14 protein-coding genes are annotated in these 14,708 nt (G+C 48.3%); 9 read left to right on the forward strand and 5 right to left on the reverse strand.

What is annotated here, in order from left to right; genetic code table 11:
• The 5 genes from AWB54_RS16675 to AWB54_RS08010 all read left to right on the forward strand — a co-directional run bounded on the left by AWB54_RS16675 (position 1) and on the right by AWB54_RS08010 (position 9,290).
• On the forward strand, positions 1 to 618 hold the full coding sequence (locus AWB54_RS16675; protein WP_338116454.1) for an ABC transporter transmembrane domain-containing protein: 618 nt from the start codon (positions 1 to 3) through the stop codon (positions 616 to 618).
• Positions 593 to 1,837: an ABC transporter ATP-binding protein gene (locus tag AWB54_RS07995; protein WP_368664467.1), complete on the forward strand. Its 1,245-nt coding sequence runs from the start codon at positions 593 to 595 to the stop codon at positions 1,835 to 1,837. Before AWB54_RS16675 ends, AWB54_RS07995 begins: the two co-directional genes overlap by 26 nt.
• A complete protein-coding gene (locus AWB54_RS08000; RefSeq protein ID WP_061214083.1) occupies positions 1,837 to 3,579 on the forward strand; it encodes an ABC transporter ATP-binding protein in 1,743 nt (580 codons plus the stop codon). Before AWB54_RS07995 ends, AWB54_RS08000 begins: the two co-directional genes overlap by 1 nt.
• A 163-nt stretch (positions 3,580 to 3,742) precedes the next feature.
• Complete coding sequence (locus AWB54_RS08005) at positions 3,743 to 8,131, forward strand: S-layer homology domain-containing protein (protein ID WP_061214084.1); 4,389 nt, start codon at positions 3,743 to 3,745, stop codon at positions 8,129 to 8,131.
• 340 nt (positions 8,132 to 8,471) lie between these two features.
• The gene (locus AWB54_RS08010) at positions 8,472 to 9,290 is read left to right on the forward strand and encodes a class I SAM-dependent methyltransferase (protein ID WP_061214085.1); all 819 of its coding nucleotides are present in this window, start codon (positions 8,472 to 8,474) and stop codon (positions 9,288 to 9,290) included.
• A gap of 57 nt (positions 9,291 to 9,347) precedes the next feature.
• On the opposite strand, the gene AWB54_RS08015 is transcribed toward AWB54_RS08010, so the two are convergent.
• Complete coding sequence (locus AWB54_RS08015) at positions 9,348 to 10,166, reverse strand: efflux RND transporter permease subunit (RefSeq protein WP_160328927.1); 819 nt, start codon at positions 10,164 to 10,166, stop codon at positions 9,348 to 9,350.
• 65 nt (positions 10,167 to 10,231) lie between these two features.
• Between AWB54_RS08015 and AWB54_RS08020 the strand changes: the two genes are divergently transcribed.
• Positions 10,232 to 10,630, forward strand: coding sequence for a hypothetical protein (locus tag AWB54_RS08020; protein WP_160328928.1), 399 nt, complete (start codon positions 10,232 to 10,234; stop codon positions 10,628 to 10,630).
• Positions 10,631 to 10,854: 224 nt separating this feature from the next.
• Entirely contained in the window at positions 10,855 to 11,100 is a 246-nt protein-coding gene (locus tag AWB54_RS16680; protein ID WP_368664468.1) for a helix-turn-helix domain-containing protein, read from the forward strand.
• A 194-nt stretch (positions 11,101 to 11,294) separates the two neighbouring features.
• Here the strand turns inward: AWB54_RS16680 and AWB54_RS08030 are convergent, their stop codons facing one another.
• The 3 genes from AWB54_RS08030 to AWB54_RS08040 all read right to left on the reverse strand — a co-directional run bounded on the left by AWB54_RS08030 (position 11,295) and on the right by AWB54_RS08040 (position 12,305).
• The gene (locus AWB54_RS08030; protein ID WP_061214089.1) at positions 11,295 to 11,567 is read right to left on the reverse strand and encodes a type II toxin-antitoxin system YafQ family toxin; all 273 of its coding nucleotides are present in this window, start codon (positions 11,565 to 11,567) and stop codon (positions 11,295 to 11,297) included.
• Entirely contained in the window at positions 11,567 to 11,839 is a 273-nt protein-coding gene (locus tag AWB54_RS08035) for a type II toxin-antitoxin system RelB/DinJ family antitoxin (protein ID WP_061214090.1), read from the reverse strand. The genes AWB54_RS08030 and AWB54_RS08035 overlap by 1 nt, the downstream gene beginning before the upstream one ends.
• Positions 11,840 to 12,008: 169 nt before the next feature.
• The gene (locus AWB54_RS08040) at positions 12,009 to 12,305 is read right to left on the reverse strand and encodes an ATP-binding protein (protein ID WP_082736090.1); all 297 of its coding nucleotides are present in this window, start codon (positions 12,303 to 12,305) and stop codon (positions 12,009 to 12,011) included.
• A gap of 704 nt (positions 12,306 to 13,009) precedes the next feature.
• Here AWB54_RS08040 and AWB54_RS08050 point away from each other — a divergent pair.
• A complete protein-coding gene (locus AWB54_RS08050; protein WP_061214093.1) occupies positions 13,010 to 13,234 on the forward strand; it encodes a type II toxin-antitoxin system HicA family toxin in 225 nt (74 codons plus the stop codon).
• A 38-nt stretch (positions 13,235 to 13,272) separates the two neighbouring features.
• Positions 13,273 to 13,617: a type II toxin-antitoxin system HicB family antitoxin gene (locus AWB54_RS08055; protein WP_061214094.1), complete on the forward strand. Its 345-nt coding sequence runs from the start codon at positions 13,273 to 13,275 to the stop codon at positions 13,615 to 13,617.
• A gap of 381 nt (positions 13,618 to 13,998) precedes the next feature.
• Here AWB54_RS08055 and AWB54_RS08060 read toward each other — a convergent pair whose 3' ends face one another.
• Complete coding sequence (locus AWB54_RS08060) at positions 13,999 to 14,571, reverse strand: class I SAM-dependent methyltransferase (RefSeq protein WP_207644257.1); 573 nt, start codon at positions 14,569 to 14,571, stop codon at positions 13,999 to 14,001.
• Between the last annotated feature and the right edge of the window lie 137 nt (positions 14,572 to 14,708).

Raw genomic sequence — 14,708 nt, forward strand, 5'->3', positions numbered from 1 at the left:
ATGAATAATGCGGCGCTAGTACGTAAAAAGACCGGCATTCCGCGCCTGTTGGAAATTGCCGGGGAGAAACGCGGGCTGCTGGTTCTTTCCGGGGTGCTGTCGGTCATAAGTACGGTACTGATGTTCTTTCCCTTTGTAGCAGCCTATTTTATTGTGGCGGAACTGCTGCAACATGCTGCCAGTCCGGCATTGAGCGATATGGATTCCATTCGTCAATGGGGGTTGTGGGCTTTATACGCCCTGTTGGGGGCCCTGCTCTTTTTATATGCCAGCACCATGGCTTCCCACATAGCGGCTTTCCGTATACTCTACAGCCTTAGAGTGCGTTTGACCGAACACCTGGCCCGGCTGCCCATGGGATACCATACCCGGCAGTCATCAGGAACTATTAAGAAGCTGCTGGAACTGAGCGTGGAAAAGATTGAAAACTTTATCGCCCATCAATTGCCTGACCTGGTGGGAGCAGTTGCTCTGCCGGTAATTATGCTGACGGTCATGTTTATTCTGGACATGGCGCCTGGCGGTTGCCTGTGCCGCCCCTATTATAGCGGCTTATTTCCTGCAGGCGCTGGTGTTCTATGGCGAGGAGGGGATGGCCAATATCAGAGATATGCATGATACTCAGGAGAGGATGAATGCGGCCGGAGTGGAATATGTGCGGGGAATGCCGGCGGTCAAGGTGTTTGGACTTACCGTAAGCACTTTTCTGCAGTTTCATAACTCTATTACCGGTTACCGGGATTGGGCGGTGCAATATGTCCGCTTCTGCAAACGGCCCTATATGGTTTTTATTACCATTCTGGCTTCGCTTATAGTCTTCATCCTGCCGGTCGGGGTTTTTATTCTTAGCCAAAAACCGGATAATCAAGCATTTGCTCTGACCTTGATGCTTTTCCTGGTAGTAGCTCCGGGTTTTGTAACTCCTATGATGAAACTGATGAACCTGGGCGGCAACATGCGGATTATCGCGGAGGGAGTAGAAAGAATTGACGAGATTTTTGCCCAGGAGCCGGTGGCTGAGCCAATAAATCCGCAAAAGGCGGAGGGATATAACATTGAATTTGACCATGTGGTTTTTTCTTACGATGACCCCGCGGTCTCTACCCGGACCGAGGCTCTGGCCGGGGTTTCCTTTACCGCCCGGGAAGGTGAACTGACCGCTCTGGTCGGGCCTTCCGGAGGAGGAAAATCTACCATAGCCTATCTCATTCCCCGTTTTTGGGATGTAGGAACCGGCGCTATCCGTATTGGCGGAGTGGATATCCGGGAGATGGGAAGCGAACAGTTGATGGATATGGTTTCCTTTGTATTTCAGGATGTGCATTTGTTCTATGACACTATTGAGGAAAATATTCGTATGGGACGCAGTGACGCCGGCTATGAAGAGGTTGTGGCCGCCGCTAAAGCCGCTTCCTGCCATGAGTTTATTGAATGTCTGCCTCAGGGCTATCAAACCAGAATTGGGGAGGGAGGTACTTACCTTTCCGGGGGAGAGGCTCAGCGGGTGGCTATTGCCCGGGCGATTCTAAAGAATTCCCCCATATTGGTACTGGATGAAGCTACCGCTTTTGCCGATCCGGAAAACGAAAGCAAAATACAGGCCGGCTTGAGTGAGCTTATCAAGGGGAAAACCGTCATAATTATCGCCCATCGACTGTCGTCTATCCGCGAGGCCGACCAGATCCTGGTGGTGGATGAAGGGCGGATTGTGGAGCGGGGCCGGCATAATGAGCTTATTGACCGGGATGGGTTATACCGGCGTATGTGGCGGGCGCATATTGATGCCGACAGCTGGACCATAGCAGCGGAACAGGCAAGCAAGGCGGTGAATGAATAATGAGGAATTTCTTCTATAATATAACCAGCGGCAACCCGACCGCACTTCTGGTTCCCTCGCTGGCCTCCTTTTTTGATGGCTTGGGCAAGATTATTCCGGCCGCGCTTATCTTTGATGTGGTCAATACTATGTATCTATTCTTTGCCCACCCCGGAACCCCCCTGAATACCGGCAGGCTGTGGACGGTATGCGCGATTCTGCTGGCCTGGATGCTGCTGCAGTACCTGGTATCCGGTTGGGCCTACAGCCAGACCTTTACCGCTGCTTATGCGGTTTCCGCCCAGGGCCGCATCGCTCTGGCCGAGCATCTGCGCCGCTTGTCACTGGGTTTTTTAGGCAGCCGTGACCCGGGTGACCTGACCACCATGATGTTGGGGGACTATGCGGCGGTAGAACTTACTATCTCGCATTATGTGCCGCAACTGGTAAGTGCCACCGCCCTGCCGGTCATAGCCTTTATCGGATTTTCCTTTATTAACTGGAAAATGGCTCTGGCCATGTTTATCGCCCTGCCCCTGGCAATCCTGATTGTCTGGCTTTCGGCCGGCTTGCAGGCCCGCCTCGGCCTTAACCATGTTAAGGCCAAGGTCGATAGTGCCAGCCGTTTGCAGGAATATCTGCTGGGCATGCGGGAAATAAAATCTCATAACCTGAGCGGGGAGAGATTTGAACGTCTGCGGGAGGCTTTTGCCCGTCTGATGCGGGAATCAATCAAAATAGAAGGTGTGGTAGGGCCGATTATGATGGCGGCGATTGCCCTGGTGCGGGCCGGCCTTACGCTGATGATTTTTGTAGGAAGCTACCTGCTGGTGGGGGGAGAGCTTACCTTGCCGGTGTTTCTGATGTTCCTGGTGCTGGGGAATATGGTTTTTGAGCCATTGACCGGGGTGCTGATCAATTACGCTGAAATCCGCTATTCGGTTTTAAGTGCCGAGCGCATCATGCAGATTCGCCGCGAAGAACCATTAGCAGGTGCGAAGAATCCTCCGCCCGGCAATCATATTGAATTTGACCATGTTACCTTTGCTTATGAAGACGCCCTGGTGCTTAAAAATATATCTTTTAGTATTCCGCCCGGGAGTATTACGGCCCTGGTTGGCCCTTCCGGGAGCGGCAAGAGCACGATAACCCGCCTTATTGCCCGTTTCTGGGATGTGCAAGGGGGGGAAGTACTGCTGGATGGCCAGAATATAAAGGAGATTGACCCGGAGAAACTGCTGACCCGCATTTCCATGGTATTTCAGGATGTCTATCTGTTCAAAGACAGCATCCGCAACAATATTAAAGTCGGGAAAATGGATGCCAGCCAGGAAGAAATCGAATGGGCGGCCCGGCAAGCCTGCTGCCATGAGTTTATCATGAAGCTGCCCCAGGGCTATGATACCCCGGTGGGTGAAGGGGGCTGCACCCTGTCGGGTGGGGAAAAACAGCGGGTATCAATTGCCCGTGCCTTATTAAAAGACGCCCCCATCGTACTCCTGGATGAGGCAACCGCTTCCCTGGACCCGGAAAATGAAAATCAGGTACAGCGGGCAATTAATGCTCTGGTCAGCAACAAGACCGTAGTTATCATTGCCCATCGCTTAAAGACCGTAAAAAAGGCCGATAATATCATCGTTCTGGATGACGGCCGGGTGGCGGAACAGGGCAGGCATGAAGAACTATTGGCTAATCAGGGGTTGTATCACCACCTGTGGACTCTGCAGCAGGAGTCGGCCGGTTGGAGCATGAAGGCTTCATGAACGCATACCTGTGTTTGAGCGTGGTTCCTTAAGCTCATATCGTTGCTTAAGCGCTAAGCGCTCAAAAATGACAATGTATCTGCGCGCAAGTTAGAAAGGTCTAACATTTATCATTTTTAAGGTTTCTTATACCTTACGTAAATTGATTAGGGAGGGATTTATTATGAAAGGAAAAAGCAGAATCGTCAGTAATGGGCGGACATTGAGAAAAATTATCGGCATGCTGCTGGCGGTAGCAATGGTTGTTGCATTGCTGCCAATTACTGCGTATGCCACCTTCTCCGATATGCAGGGGCACTGGGGGCAAACGGCAATCGAAAAATGGAGCGACATGGAAATCGTTCAAGGCTGGGATGGAGCGTTTCGCCCCAATGCCCCCATTACGAGGGGGGAAATGGCGGTCATCATTGATCGCGTCATGAAGTATCAGACCAAATCGAAAAACAGCTTTTCCGATTTGGGATCGGCATTTTATACCGATGCTATTTTAAAGGCCAATGCTGCGGGGGTGATCAAGGGTGACGGCACTACGGTACGCCCTATGGATAATATCACCCGCGAGGAAGCTGCCGTTATGCTCGGGCGTGCCCTGGGACTTAGCGAGAACCCAACCGGCGGCACCGCTTTTTCTGATTATGCGGACATTTCTGGCTGGGCTGTCGGCGGGGTAAACGCCATGGCGAATAAAGGCTATGTAAAAGGCTTCAACGCGGCCTTCCATCCGAAGCGCAGCATTACCCGGGCCGAAGTTGTCGCTATTCTCGATAATTCAATTAAGCAATTATATAATGGAAACAAGGAATACACCGGCAATGTATCCGGTACGGCGATTGTCAATACACCGGGTGCGGTGCTGAAAAACATGAAAATCTCCGGTGATCTTATCATAGCCGAGGGTGTCGGAGACGGCGATATAACCCTTAACAACGTTACGGTTGCGGGGAATACCCTGCTGCGCGGCGGAGGCTCCGATTCCATCCACATCCAGGGCGGCAGCCAAATATCAAATCTTATTATTGAAAAAACGGATAACGGCGCTATTCGTGTTGTTACTTCCGGGGGCGCTGTTGTAGAAACGGTCTGGGTGGACGATGGTAGAGATGATATTATTCTGACCGGTTCCTTTGAAAGCATTACCGTTGCTGCGGATGTGACAGTCAAAGCGGTTGATGCCAAGATCGAACGGGTAGAGGTTACGGTAAAAAATGCAGTGCTGGACGTGGATAAGGAAAGCGCAATTGATGCGCTCAATGTAACGGGGACCGCGGCGAACACGGAAATCAAAGTATTCGGCAAGGTGGGGACGCTGACCGCTGATGCGAAGATCAGCGTAAACAACCAGGGGATAATTGCCAGGGCGCAGATCAATGCCAACGATGTTTCCATAAACGGCAATGCGCCGGCAACTATGAATGTGGCGGCTACGGTTACCACCAGGCCCGCCACGGGAAGCGCTCCTTCCTCCGACGGAAGTTCAGGCGGCGGGGGCTCTTCCAGCCCGTCCTTTGCGGGCGGCAGCGGGACCGAGTCTTCCCCGTACCAGATTGCGACAGCTGCACAGCTTGACCAGGTGCGCAATTACCTGGACAAGCACTTTGTCCTGACGGCGGACATCGATCTCAGCGGATATGAAAACTGGACGCCTATCGGCGCTTTTCGGCCGTTGTCGGACGCGCCAGAGCATGTGGAGACGCCTGATCCGGAAGCGGCCTTTAGCGGCACCTTTAACGGTGACGGGCACACCATCTCTAACGTACGCATCAATCAGCCGGAAGGCATGTTCGTCGGGTTGTTCGGATGCACTGTCGGGCAAGAGGACAATCCCACTTCCATTTACAATTTGACGGTGGAAAATGTGGATGTAACCGGGTTCCATCTGGTCGGCGGCGTAGTAGGCATGCAATATTCGGGCTGCATTCTGGAGAATGTAAACTTGATCAGTGAAAATACGGGTGATAATACGGTTTGCGGCAATCAGGGAGTAGGCGGCATTACGGGTATCAGCTTTGAGGACATGAAAAACTGCCGCGCTGAAGCGGATATCGTGGTCCTGGGCGATGACGGCGCTGCCGCAGGTGTTTTAGCCGGAGGCATGGAAGGGTGCTCGACAATTGAATGCCGGGTCACCGGCGGCACAGTAAGGGCGGAAGGTAAAAATTGTTGGGGTCTAGGCGGCTTGGCTGGCTGCATATTTAAAGGAATAGCGGCCACGAACTGCCATGTTGCTAATGTTTCCATCACTGCTTCCGGTGCAAACACTCGTTTGGTCGGCGGCTTGCTGGGCTTTACGGGGACATATGACAATGATCCCCCTACCCAGATAACAGAGTGCTCGGCGGATACCACCATCACGGTATCGGACAGCACCACCCGGGTTGGCGGGTTGGTCGGCGGAAGCTACGATGATGAGACGAAATGGCCTGTGCCCTCGGTATATGCCATTGCCAATTGCGAGACTCACGGCAGCATCACCGGCGGCTCCGAAGCCCTGGGCAGCATCGCGGGCTATGCTTACCGGTCCACGGTTGAGAACTGCAGGAGCGACATGACCATCAACGGTGACAGCAACCCGCCCCAGGTCGTTCAAGCGGAAGGCTTTGAGAATCTTTCCGCCTGGGCAAATCGCGGTAGCGGCAGCTTTGAATCGCTGGTCAATTATGTAAACGACGATGCTCTAAACGACGTGTGGAATGCCGCCGCTTCCTCCGAGATGGCGCAAATGATGGCGGGAATGTTTGGCGCTACTGTTACTGACGGCGCATCTCTGAAGGCCATGTTTGCCAATATGGCATCGACTCCGGCCAATAACGGTACGCAGATCTACCAGATCAAATTTGCTTATGATTACAAGACCATTTATTTTTGTGACAATGACGGCCATGTCATTGCATCTCACCCATACACCTTTGTGGAGCGCAATGACAATCTGGGAATGCTGGCCGGGGAGACAACCTATGTATTCAAGGCGGATGACGATGCGGGGGTGCTGACCTATATGGCAATGCTCAAACCCCACTTCGACGAGGGTATGGATGAGACCACCATGCCTGCCCACATCCATTTCTACTATGCCGCAACGAAGGATACCCTGGGCACTTACAAGCCGGACAGCGTAACCCTCAATGGTTGGATGCCGACCATGCTCCAGATGGGCGATGAATTCAGCACGGCGGATAAGACGGCTCTGCTCAAATGCCTGTTTGGCATCAATAATGCTCCTGAAGAGCCGGTTGCCGCTACAGGAATATTAGTAGTAGCCCATGGGTCGGATGAAAATTGGAACCAGCGTGTACGCGAATCAGTAACCCAGGTTGAAGTGCCTTATCCAGTAGAATTAGGCTTTTTAGATGTGGAAACAGAAAACATAGCGATGGCCGTGCAGGCACTGGAGCAAAAGGGAGTAAAACGAATTGTGGCTGTTCCCATTTTCGTTTGTTCTGCTTCCAGCCACATGGAAGAAATAAAATATATGCTCGGTTTACCCAGCTCGCTAAATGATGAAGCCGCACAAAAAAAAGGTCTGGAAAGAATCGAAAAAACTGCTACGGTGGAATTGACCCCCGCTTTAGATGATCATTTATTGGTTGCCGAAATTATCAATGAAAGATTGAAAAATCTTAGCCAGAACCCTGAAAAAGAAATTGTAGTTCTGGTTGCTCACGGCACATCTGATCCCGAAAATCTGGCTGTCTGGAAAGAAAAGATGGCATCCCTGGGGGATAAACTGCAGCAAATACAAGGATTCAAGCAAGTATGTTGCGGATTTGTGGGAGCGGGAACACCCAAAATAAGAACCGTGGTTGAAGAAGTGAAAAATAGTAATCCTGACTGCACAGTTATAGTAATGCCGGTTATGTTGAGTGCAGGAGTTTATACGGACAGTAAAATACCCACCAGCCTGGAGGGTATAACCTATCTGTACCCCGAAGCCGGGCAAAGAGCGCTATTGCCTCATGCCAACATAGCCAAATATATTGCATTTCGTGCCAATGACGCGATCATGGGAGACATAGAAATGCAGGAATCAGGGCAGCTATATGTGGTCCAGTACTCTGATGTTGCTCTGGAAGAGGGAGGTAAGGTCTGCGTCTGCGGCTCCCTTGCTTATCGGGCTATGCAGGAAGCACTTGAGGTTTTAAGCCCAGGGACTGTTGCTGAGCGCAGTCGTTTTACCGTATTGGGACCAAAATCGAAAGGCACTGAGGCGGCACTGCAGGCCATACTCGGTGACGGTAGATTCCAATTGGAAGAACGGCCTCATAATGAAGCTTATTATAGTTATCAGATTACTGATTGCGAGAGGGGCACGATACTAACAGTAAAGGCGCGTCCCGAGGTATTTTCGGATAACTTCTTTGCCTTAAAAACCAAGATCAAAAATAATACCGCAACCTCTGAGGAAAAAAAGGCATTTCAAGTTCTTCGGGCTCAAGTAGTGGAAAAAGTGCGCTGGGAAGAGGCCGATAATTTGTTTGCCATCGAGGCAAGCACCGCCTTCGCGGGCGGCAGCGGCACGCAGTCCGATCCTTACCAGATCGCAACAGCGGCGTAGCTTGACCGGGTGCACCGGGTGTGCAATCATACCATTTCCAATCTGACTATTGCGGAAGATTCTGTCAGGGTCGCTCTCTTTGGTGCCAATACTTAAACCTTGTCCGGCGTACCGTTGCTTATGTTGGATAAGCACTTTGCGGGAACTGCCCCGCATTCCCAGAGTATCTATTTTTTCAAAGGCAGCATTCGCAACAATATTAAAGTCGGGAGGATGGATGCCACCCAGGAAGAAAGCGAATGGTGCAGCAGGAGGCGGTCGGCTGGTTGGAGCATGAAGGCTTCATGAACGCAGGGGCAATATGATATATAATGACAGTATTAAAACGGGGAGGTGTAATATGAATTCTTCCGACATTTCCACTTATGAGAAAAGCCTGTTATTATCACAGCCCCTGCGGGAACCGGGCTTAAAAAACATTATTCAGTATCTGCCGCTTCCCAGCTCTGGAATCGGATTGGATATCGGATGCGGAACAGGTTTTACTACATTTATGCTGGCGGAAGCTCTGGGGCCTGCGGGTAGCGTAATTGGTTTTGATATCGAAGAAAGGTTTTTACAAAGCGCACGATTGCTGCGCCAAAATAAACCGCAGATCCGCGAACGGGTTGAATTTGTCCAGGGTAATGCCGGGGATTTGCCTTTTTCGGGAAAAAGCTTTGATTGGGCCGTCAGCATCGATTGTGTCGGCGTTCTGGATATTGACCCGGTAGTAATGTTAAAAGAAATCGGCCGGGTGCTAAAACCCGGCGGCCGGGTATTTATTATTATGTGGTCTTCCCAGATGCTGCTGCCGGGATATCCGCTCCTGGAGGCGCAATTGAATGCTACTGCGGCCGGCATTGCTCCTTTTAAAACCGGGATGGCACCAGACCGACATATCATGCGGGCGCCGGAATGGTTCCGGTCGGCTGGTTTTCAGGATATCCAAACCCATACTTGCGCTATGGATGTTTGCTCACCTTTAAGTGCTGAGATAATTGTTGCTGTAAGCGACCTGTTTATAATGCGTTGGGGAAGCTGCGAAAAGGAAGTGGCACCGGAAATCTGGCATGATTACCAGCGTTTATGCCAGCCCGATTCAACTGAATTCATTCTAAATGTTCCGGGATATTACGCTTTTTTTACTTATAGCGTATTTTCCGCACGAAATAGTTAATGTTTACGGCGAGATTTATAATTGCAAGCTATAGTACATATAGGGCGAAGGCGGCAGTTATTTGTGGATAGAAAATAAGATGGATGCAGGCGACCGGGCCAAAATAATTCCGGCTATAAGATGGCCGGCAAAATTGTCGGTGCTCTTGTCTACGTCATCCGGCTGAAAGGCCGTTTCGCTCAAATCCAGGTCTGAGGGCAGGGATTCTCTGAGGTTTTCCAGGGTTTCCCGGACCTTTTTGCCCACCGGTATGATATTTCGGTCATCTTTAAAATATGCCGCAACCAGCACGGCGTTTTTATCACCCTGTTTGCATTTATAGGCATCGTCCTTACTCTCCATATAAACTGAGGCGATGTCTTTAAGCCTTACCATAGCGCCCGTTTGCCTGGATACGCCCACAATTATGTTCTTCATATCATCCAGGGACTGGTACAATGCCTCGGTTTTAACATATATTTTGCCCGCTTCGTTTTCCAAAGCCCCATTGGGAATTTCCAGATTTTGCGCGTACAGGACCTGGTTTACTTCGCTCAAAGAAAATCCGAGTTGGTTCAAACGGTCACTATCGACTTCCACCGTTACCTGCTTTTCAACCTTGCCCACCAGTTTGGTTTTATAAATTCCGTCTATTTCACTCAGGGCATCCTCTATCTCTTCGGCATAGGCGGATAGTTCTTCATAGCTGTAGCCGCCGCCGGAAAGGCTTAACAGCACCCCGGCTACTTCAGCCACCTTGGTATTTACTTCCGGTTCAAAGCAGCCGTCGGGCAGATCGTCCTTTATTTCACCAATCTTTTCCCGCAGTTCCCGGTTGGCTTTGTCGATTTCATCACTGCCGGCGTCGGTATTATAGCAAACAATAACCACCGACACGTTTTTTCCCGACTCGATTGGAGGCCAATAGCTTTGCTTCGTATTTCCTGGTGCCTGATGATGCTTTGCGTTATTATCTGAATTTAAGGTTGCAAAATTCATCACGCAAACCTAATATGCGTGATTTGATATACCTGGAGAACTATTTTGCGGTAAGTCATGCACTGATGTTATTAAGGTTGATAAATATGGGCGTTATAAGCGAAGCAGAAGCTGAACAGATGAAAGCAGGCGTTATTTCCGCTGCTATCAGGCTGGGCTACAGTCCTGCTTTATATCGGGATACTGCCGATGATCAAGGCAGGGTCATTTATTCAAACTATGCCGAACTGGCGGAAGAGTTGTTAGAAGCCGGGCAAATAACTTATGGGAAATATGAAGAGTTATTGCTTGAAGGGGGCTATGGGGAAATATTATTTGGGGATGGAGAAGAAAATGCAGATTCAGACGCCGGTAATCTTTGACACTGACTGCCTTGATTTTCTCATCCGTCCAATGGAAAACAGAGCGAACGGTCAGATGTTTATTGGACATACCACATATCATAGGGGTCGCGGCTGAGCAAAAGCAAGCCCACGGGGAAAACAAAGCACTCCAGGGCCATTAGGATGACCTTGAAGGTGACGTATCCGTTTTGGAAATTATCCGCAAACCGCACACAGGAGTCCCGAAACCGCAGCATGGTATTTTGGCAAATACGGACATGAACATCAATCAGATCGCAGAGCTTGTAGGTTATAAGGACGCAGGATATTTCTCCAAATTGTTTTGCAGGAGCACGGGCTTATTACCAAACCAATATCGTAAACTCGAACAGAGCCAACAAAGGAACTTCCCTCTGTTTGCTGCGCTTAATTATTATTGCAAGGAGATTGTCCTCCCGTTGACTTCATCTACTTGGGTCCCCAATTATCTTTCGAGCTATACATATTGATATTATTACTTTGCATGCATATTATATCAGTAGGTAAGGAATACAATGATTCCATGGAAGGGGCTTTCGGCCTTTTGGCCTGGTTTTTTTCGGCTATGGGGGCAGCTGCAGACCCATTAATAATCCGCCATGATAATAATGTTTAAAAGGGTTTGTTTGTTCAGAAGAATTGCGATGTGGCTAAAATGGCAGATTTAAAACAAATCACTATGAGTACCGGTACGTGTTAATATTAATACTATAGTATCTTTATCAATTCTATAAATTAACAACCAATCAGGTATTATATGACATTCTCTGTATTTTATCCAATTTCCGCTTAATGCATGATCCTGATACTTTTCGGCTAATTTATCGCCATTGGCCAACTTTTTAACTACTTCAGTTAATAAATCAATATTATAACCACGTTTTACCAATAATTTTAAATCTTTATCAAACTTTCTAGTTCTTTTGACGATATACATTAACCTATAATCTCCTTCATCATCTCATCGACATCATAAAATCCTTTTACAGAATCATCATGGATAATTCTATCTGCTTCTTTCATCGCTTCAATTGTCTCCGCATTAGGGATATCAACAGAGATTTCAAAAGGTATTTTACCTTGTCTAACTGCTGCTTTTATAAATACTGTTAATGCAGTAGTCATATTCATTCCAAATTCTTCGAAAAGCTCTTCTGCCTGTTTCTTTAAATTCTCATCAATTCGCATGGTTATACTTGTCTGCGCCATGATAACAGCTCCTTTTTATATTGTACTTACATTGTACTGCGGCAACTATACTGTGTAAATAGGGTAAACGCTATATCCAGAGCACGAAAGAAATGTCGAAGGACTTAATCGAATATATGTAAGCGGTCAAGTATTTTGGAGAAATTTTGGCCAATAATTTTCCATAGGACTACGGGCTTAGTATAGAATCTCGATGTTTAAGGCGGTAACTGTCGCCGGTCAGATTGAATATTTCACTGTGATGAGCGATTCGATCCAGGATAGCGGTAGCGATAACCGGGTCTCCCATCAATTCGGCCCAGTCTTCAAAACCCTTGTTTGAAGTTATTATTAAGGCTGTCTGTTCGTAAAGTGATGATATCAATTGAAAAAACAAATTAGCTTCTGGCCTGGTAATAGGGACAAAACCTATCTCGTCAATTACCACTAAATATGAAGCCTTGATCCGTTTTATCCTCTGGCGGATCCGGGTTGAGGTTGTTTGCCTTTAGGCTTCCACAATCTGCACCCCAGCGGGAAAATGCGTAAGCTCATGGAGAAAAACACCGATGAGTTGGAGCATTTTATTTCCCATCAACTGCCCGACGCCGCGCAGGCCGTCATCACGCCGCTGGCGTTTCTTGTCTGCATTTGAATTTCCGAAAAATCGGACTGTCAGCGATAAACGATTTGGGGCTTCGCTCCTTGTCCGTTACGGAACTGGAGAATAAGGCGGGGCCAAATCATTCGCGCGAAAAAATGTTATATATCGAAGGTTTCTCGTTCTCCTATAACAACCGGCAATCGCTTACTATTCCCTCTCTAAAACTGCCGCAAAACACGGTTATAGGCATTTTAGGCTTTAACGAAGCGGGAAAACCACATTTGCCAGATGCCTTTGCGGGCTGGAGAAATCGGCAAAGGGCGTGCTGCGCCATAACCACGGGCAATACAATACAAAACAAAGATTGAAACTTTGTTATATGGTCCTGCAGGATGTGAACCATCAGCTTTTTACTGAAAGTGTGCTGGATGAAATTCTTCTCAGCATGGAGGATGAAGACATTTCGGCCGCTGAGAAAAAGAGCACGGGCATATTACCAAACCAATATCGTCCCTCTGTTTGATTCGTCTACTTATTATTGCAAAGCGATACTATATATAATACTATAATAACGGGAGGTTTTAGGTGTGGCGGGCGTGGATAAAATAATAGAAAAAATGAAACGGCAGCCAAACGGAATACGTCCCGAAGAAGCTGAAAAGGTATTAAAAGCAAACGGATACGAATATAAAAGGCAGAAGGGCTCACACCGACACTACTTGCACCAAAACGGAGACTTAATAACTGTAAAAATAGAAACGCCGTTGAAAGCAGTCTATGTCAAAGATATTTTAACCCGAATAGGTGAATAAGCCGCTTATTCCTAATACCTTAGAAAGGGGTTCTATGTATGCGGACGGAAGAATATGTTAAATTGCCTTATACGAGAATTATTCAGGAAATAAATGATGAAAGCGGACATTATTTTTACGGCAGGATAATGGAGCTGGACGGATGCCAGAGTACAGGCGATACATTGGAGGAATTATATAAAAACCTGAATGAAGCTCTTGAGGGCTATATTGAAACCAAACTTGAAAACAACCTGGATATTTCCCTCCCTGTTAATCAAGAAGATTATAGCGGCAAATTTGTGGTAAGGCTTCCTAAATCCCTGCACATGAGGCTGGTCCTGGAAGCTGAAAAAGAGGGAGTTTCACTTAATCAATATGCACTATACAAACTTGCCAGATAATGCATAAATGAATCATGCCCTGCCTGCCTCATGGAGGCTTTACTTAAGATTAATTAAGTCTGGATAATATCTTGCTTGTAAAGCCTTCCTACTGCTCCTCTTCATCGCCCATTATAAACTTGTTTACGTTTTGTGCCTGAGCGTTAGCGAAAGGAATGGTTATAAATGTGAAAGCAGTTGTTTGCACAAAATATGCTGCCGGAAGTGCTTTATACCCGGAATTGATCTTCCAATGCTGCAACTATTTTCTTTTTATCTTTTCGCCTGCTTACGGAAAGGGAATGCGCCTCGAACCACTACAATGTAGGCAATACGAAGTTGACGCTGGATACCATGATAAACTGGATTGAAATGATAAAAATTAAACATTGACCCGGGTCTTTATTGTTTTGGCCTGGCCACGACATAGGCCAGGGGAAAGGAAGCTTTGAGCAACACGGAATCCAGGACGGTAAAAGCGTTTTCTTCCAGAAAAGCATGAAAGCTCTGCTGCGTCCATTTGTGATAGGCGCGCAAACCACTTAGCGACATTAGCGCAAAAAACAATAGAGCCTTTTTACTGCCTGCATGTACAAAAGTAGGCGCAATCAGTCTACCGTCCGGCTTAAGTACCCTGTGGCTTTCTGCCAGTGCTTTTTCCGGCTCCGGCATGATGTGCAGGGTGTTGCAAATGATGACAGCATCGAAACTGCCGGGAGCGAAACGAAGATCACAGGCGTTCTGCGCGGAAAAATGCACATTGGCCAATCCCAAATGTTGCGCCTTTTTCTGTGCCTTAGCTACCATACTAGGAGAGAAATCAATAGCGTCAATATTCTGCATCCGGTCAGCCAACCCAAGGGCAATAATGCCTGTACCGGCAGCAATCTCCAGTACCCGGTCTTCCGGCTGGAGCAGAAGGGCAATACGTTTGATGATTGTGCGCCACGAAGGCGCAGAGATGCAACTGAGCAAGTTGCATAATGCAGCCATGCTGCACAGAAGATGAGGGAGGGCCCCTCGAAGCCGCCATACAGGTGGAGGCTTCAAACCACCTTAAGCTGCTTTGGTCAAAAGCCACGGTAGTGAGCGTTAAGGAAAAGGCGAGGCTA

This window comes from Syntrophomonas wolfei subsp. methylbutyratica (genome assembly GCF_001570625.1).
GTDB classification, from domain to species: domain Bacteria; phylum Bacillota; class Syntrophomonadia; order Syntrophomonadales; family Syntrophomonadaceae; genus Syntrophomonas; species Syntrophomonas methylbutyratica.

Excerpts from the sequence above, each read along its gene's own strand:
- AWB54_RS07995 (WP_368664467.1), top strand. The coding sequence starts at position 593 with ATGGCCAATATCAGAGATATGCATGATACTCAGGAGAGGATGAATGCG.
- AWB54_RS08055 (WP_061214094.1), top strand. The coding sequence starts at position 13,273 with ATGCGGACGGAAGAATATGTTAAATTGCCTTATACGAGAATTATTCAG.
- AWB54_RS08000 (WP_061214083.1), top strand. The coding sequence starts at position 1,837 with ATGAGGAATTTCTTCTATAATATAACCAGCGGCAACCCGACCGCACTT.
- AWB54_RS08030 (WP_061214089.1), bottom strand. The coding sequence starts at position 11,567 with ATGTATATCGTCAAAAGAACTAGAAAGTTTGATAAAGATTTAAAATTA.
- AWB54_RS08035 (WP_061214090.1), bottom strand. The coding sequence starts at position 11,839 with ATGGCGCAGACAAGTATAACCATGCGAATTGATGAGAATTTAAAGAAA.
- AWB54_RS16675 (WP_338116454.1), top strand. The coding sequence starts at position 1 with ATGAATAATGCGGCGCTAGTACGTAAAAAGACCGGCATTCCGCGCCTG.
- AWB54_RS08010 (WP_061214085.1), top strand. The coding sequence starts at position 8,472 with ATGAATTCTTCCGACATTTCCACTTATGAGAAAAGCCTGTTATTATCA.
- AWB54_RS08005 (WP_061214084.1), top strand. The coding sequence starts at position 3,743 with ATGAAAGGAAAAAGCAGAATCGTCAGTAATGGGCGGACATTGAGAAAA.